This window comes from Sphingomonas sp. (genome assembly GCF_051962185.1).
GTDB lineage: Bacteria > Pseudomonadota > Alphaproteobacteria > Sphingomonadales > Sphingomonadaceae > Sphingomonas.
Genome location: NZ_JBQCCN010000181.1, coordinates 1 through 3029 on the forward strand (window position 1 = coordinate 1; position 3029 = coordinate 3029).

6 protein-coding genes are annotated in these 3029 nt (G+C 55.6%); all 6 read left to right on the forward strand.

Annotated elements, in window-relative coordinates; genetic code table 11:
• The coding region (locus ACTHJR_RS11210; RefSeq protein WP_440523264.1) for a hypothetical protein at nucleotides 1-760 on the forward strand (760 nt) is incomplete at its 5' end.
• A complete protein-coding gene (locus ACTHJR_RS11215) occupies nucleotides 747-968 on the forward strand; it encodes a hypothetical protein (RefSeq protein ID WP_440523265.1) in 222 nt (73 codons plus the stop codon). The genes ACTHJR_RS11210 and ACTHJR_RS11215, both read left to right, overlap by 14 nt.
• A gap of 53 nt (nucleotides 969-1021) precedes the next feature.
• Complete coding sequence (locus ACTHJR_RS11220) at nucleotides 1022-1255, forward strand: hypothetical protein (RefSeq protein WP_440523266.1); 234 nt, start codon at nucleotides 1022-1024, stop codon at nucleotides 1253-1255.
• Nucleotides 1256-1369: 114 nt separating this feature from the next.
• Nucleotides 1370-1723, forward strand: a complete 354-nt coding sequence (locus ACTHJR_RS11225) for a hypothetical protein (protein ID WP_440523267.1) — start codon at nucleotides 1370-1372, stop codon at nucleotides 1721-1723.
• A 195-nt stretch (nucleotides 1724-1918) separates the two neighbouring features.
• Nucleotides 1919-2356 (forward strand): hypothetical protein, encoded by a 438-nt coding sequence (locus ACTHJR_RS11230; protein WP_440523268.1) that lies wholly within the window; start codon nucleotides 1919-1921, stop codon nucleotides 2354-2356.
• Nucleotides 2353-2742, forward strand: a complete 390-nt coding sequence (locus tag ACTHJR_RS11235; protein WP_440523269.1) for a uracil-DNA glycosylase family protein — start codon at nucleotides 2353-2355, stop codon at nucleotides 2740-2742. Before ACTHJR_RS11230 ends, ACTHJR_RS11235 begins: the two co-directional genes overlap by 4 nt.
• The last annotated feature ends 287 nt before the right edge of the window (nucleotides 2743-3029 follow it).

Below are 3029 nucleotides of genomic sequence, written 5' to 3' on the forward strand. Positions count from 1 at the left end.
CGTCTCGATCAACAAGAACCTGCTGCTGCAGTGGTTCACCGACAAGTCGGTCATTATCCCCGAGACGACCGCACGCGCGCTAAACGATCTCAACAAGATCGTCGCCTTCGGCGGTGTCGTGCAGGCAATTCACGACGCCAAGATCAATGTCCTCGCACCGACCACCATCGAAAACCTGATGAACCCGAAGGACCGGTTCACCGAGTGGCTGCATGGTGACGTCGATCCCGCTGCCTACGGCCTCGACCTGACCGAGGATGAACTCAAGGTGCCGGAAGGTTTCCGGTCAGCCAAGGCCAAGTTCGTGGCCGCGTTCACGCCGCCGGTTCCGCCGTATCTGTGGATGCCGGAACTCGACCCGACCACGCTGCCCGAGCATGCGCAGAAGTGGCTCAACGACACCAGCAAGAATGGCATTACAACCTACGGTTCGGATGATCTCGCGATCAATCACAACTGGCTGCGTCTGGTCAAGGACCGGACAGGCAAGGTCGTCCGTATTATGAACGAGAACTCGTATGGTGTCACTGTCACCGAGTTCACTCGTCTGTGGAACGATACATTGCGTGAGGCGTGGCGTGGTGCTGATCCAAGCACTCGCCGCATCCTCGTGCGCAACGTCACTGTCCGTGGCTCAGGTTATGACATGACGGTCTATACCGATCGTGTCGCAATCGGCTGCCAGACGATTAACCGTGTCGGTATCGAGCGCATCGTCAAGCTGCTCGGTTTGTCGGCGGAACCCCATGAACAAGCGTGAACGTCAAACCATTCGTCGTCGCTTAGACAAACTTACCGAGCAGATCGGTAAGGAGCGCGACGAAGTACGCGAACTGGTCAGCGAGGCACGTGACCTCGCTGATAGTTTGGAGCAGGCGGACGACAGCATGGCAGCAGCATTCAATGCCATCGAAGGTGCCAAAGAGTGCCTCGATGACGCTGCTGACTCCATGTCTCAATACGCCTAATTGGAGTAACGGAAATGTGTGTCAATCTTCGTGAGATTAGCCCGCAGTCGGGCTTGCGTACCCAGTGTGACGTCAGCGATCTTGTACAGAAGGGCGAAGTGCTCCGCGTGATCGACGACAATTCCTCCACCCCCGGCGATCAGGTATACCTGACCAAGAAGGGGCTCATCGACCGTGCTGAGCAGGACGAGCATATCGACCGCTGGCACGACGACGGTGGTCCTGCCGTCTATCGTTCGGACGAACTCGTCCTGAACGACCGTTTCGCACAGGTGCTCGGTGATTGAGGCCTTCCTCACTTGGTGGGCTGTGCTCACCATGCCCAAGCACATGAGCGAAGAAGAACTCATCGCTTATTACCAGAACTTCTATTACGGCCCGATGTAACGGAGGAAAGAAAGATGGCAGGAACTGAAGGTCGCGTCTACGGCGGCGACCCTAACTTGATCCACGTGCCTGACGGCACGCGGGCTGAACTTGGCAAGGCCATGGCCAAGAAATTGGACATGGCTATGCGCGAAGGTGCGGAAAACCGCACAGTTGGTCAGCGTCTCTATCAGGCACTATGTCCGGGCTGTTATATGGTCGTGGGCTTCGACATGCTCGTTACCCTTGCCAACCAGAACGGCCAATCGCTGAACCAGCTTGCTGACTCCATGATCGGCGCATTCGAGCAGTTGAAGGTGAACCCCGAGTTGATCGAGGAAATCTTCATCAAGCTGGACCCGTGCGATGCCGAGCCGGGACAAGACTAAGCCTCTCTCCATGACGTCAATGCCAGAGTTTCTGGTGTCGGCGTCATGGATGACGCAAAGCCATGGCATGACTTGGATGTCCAAGACGATCCATGCACCCAACGCCGAAGAGGCTCGCCTCGCTATGGAACACCACGTTACCAAGGATAAACGGTTGAAATACCTTGGTAAATTAGACATTACGGTGTACGAATAATGTGCAAGCAAGTCTGGAGACTGGAAAACGAGAACGGCGATGGCCCGTTTGACGGGGCCATGTTCGAGGCTTTGTCTTCATCGCAATGGCGAAAGTACACGGAGGAAGTGCTCAAGTCGCAGGCAATCTACGACACCAAGCACAAGTACGAGCACATCTTCCGTGAGAACACTCCAGCCTCGAAAAACATCGCAAAACTGGTTTATCAGTTCGATCCGCCATTTGAGCCTGTCTTTGGTGCGCCTGATCGTGAGTGTTTCGAACGGTGGTTTCCGCTTCATTGGAGGCTACTCTTCCACCAGCGAGGCTATCAAGCCATCCTATACGAAGTTAGGGACGAATACGTGCTCCCCGGCAACTCTGTTGCTGAAGTCGTTTTCATCCCCGACGGTAAGCGCAGGCCCTGCGATACCAAAACACTGGAACCACTGACATGAGCTTCATCTTCGTCGGTGAAAAACCATCCCGCACGGCATACGAGCGTGGCATTTCATGGCATAATGGCGGTCTTGCCGCCAAAACGCTGTGGGATGCTCTCGTATACGCCGGGATCGACCGCACTAAGTGCGGCTTCATGAACCTGTTCGGTGAAACTCCGGATAGTCCGGAGAAGGTCACCGACCAAACCGTGGGCGAGGCTTTACGAGCAGCTAGCGACGCCGGTTTACGCGTTGTTGGTATGGGCCGCAAGGTCCAACGTGCGCTCAACAAGCTTTCCGTTCCGCATATCCCCTTGACGCATCCCGCCGCTCGCGGTGCTATTCGTGCCAAGAGCGCATACCAAGAGCACGTGAAGGAGACGCTCTGTGCCCAAGTCGAATGACGACGAAAAAGAACTGCTCGATGCCCTCGATGATCTGTTTATTAACGGGTCGTGGCACGACGATGGTTCTTTCGTATACTGGCCACCCAGTGAAAACCCCGACGACGAAGGTGCCTTAGGCACTCTGTCTGTTATTCTCCTGCGCAGGAGGCAAGGACTATGACCAATCCTATCCAATTCGACGGTGTCGAGGAAGGCGATGACAACCTTCACTTCGAAGGCACCGACGAGGCCTATGACAAAGCACTCGACGAGGTTGCTGACCTCATCGTGAGCAAGGTCGCAGC